Origin of the sequence: Streptomyces sp. SP18BB07 (assembly GCF_036322545.1) — a bacterium.
Classification (GTDB): domain Bacteria; phylum Actinomycetota; class Actinomycetes; order Streptomycetales; family Streptomycetaceae; genus Streptomyces; species Streptomyces deccanensis.
The window spans coordinates 1-1,147 of sequence record NZ_JAQYWT010000281.1; the positions used below are offsets into that span (position 1 = coordinate 1).

Sequence of the window (1,147 nt, forward strand, 5' to 3'; positions counted from 1 at the left end):
TACTGACCTTTCCGTTGAGTTGTCGCATCAAGCGGGAGGCCTGTTTCGGCGAGGCAACCGTCGATCAGGTGGGGTTGTCGTTGGATTTGGCGCAGGCCGCTGCGGACTGCTTCGACGAGGTGGTCGCGGTCGGTGAAGACGACGTTGGCGGTAGTGCTGCGCCGGAGCAAGGACCAGATTCCCTCGACCGGGTTGAGGTCGGGTGCATAGCTGGGTAGCTGGACGATGGTGAGCCAGTCGTGCTCCGCCGCGTACTCCCGTAATCGACTGCAGCGGTGCACATTCAGATTGTCCCAGACCACCACGACGGGACCGCCGAGCTGAATGTGAGCCCGCACGAGGAGATCTCGGTAGTCCTGCCAGGTGAAGCCACGGTGGGCACCTCGGTGATGGCCCTGGATGCGAGGACGGTAGATCAGCCGGCTGCGTTCTCCGGACTTGAAGCACGCCAGCGCGGCCAACGAGATGCGGCCGCGGGAAGCGCCGTTGAACCGGACCACGGGTGTGGCCCCTCTGGGCGCCCAGGTGCGTGCCCGGTGCGACGTCATCGAGACGGCGGCCTCGTCCTCGAAGACCAGCCACGCCCCGAGCGCCGCCGCGGTGGCTTTGCCCGGGGCCAGGTCTCCTTCACCCAGCCGGCCACCGCCGCATCGTCACGTTCGACAGCCCGCCGCGCAGGCTGCTGACACGACCAGCCGTGCCGCCGCAGCAACTCCCACACCCCGCGAATCGACAAAGACACACCCAGCTGCTCAGCGATCAGCAGCCGCACCCGCGAAAGCGTCCACCGCTCATCCACCCACCCCTGAGCCATCGCGCCGTCCAGCAGGAGCGGCTCGAGCACGGCGAAGTCGCCGTCGCCGACCTTCGGCCGCTTCGCAGGCCCCGAGACACGCAATGCCTGCCGTCCACCCGCACACCAGGAGCGGCGCCACCGCTCCACCGACCGCACACTGACCCGCAGCCTCTTGGCTATCGCTGCGTTCTTCTCACCCAGAGCAAAGGCATCGGCGGCGAGCATGCGCACTCGCTCCCGCGCGGCCTGGCCTTGAGGAGTGAGGCCACCACCCTGCGCATACCTCATAGCCACGAACTACCGCAGGGATCAAGCGATGTCACCCCCGACAACTCAACGGAAAGGTCAGTA

At 67.0% G+C, this 1,147-nt stretch carries 1 protein-coding gene; it reads right to left on the reverse strand.

Going from position 1 to position 1,147, the window contains the following annotated elements; all coding sequences use genetic code 11:
• A protein-coding gene (locus tag PUR53_RS48180; protein WP_443080307.1) for an IS630 family transposase occupies positions 1 to 1,084 on the reverse strand; the annotation gives its coding sequence in 2 pieces (ribosomal slippage) (positions 1 to 637 and positions 637 to 1,084; 1,085 coding nt annotated over the 2 pieces). This gene is flagged as partial in the annotation.
• Positions 1,085 to 1,147 lie beyond the last annotated feature (63 nt).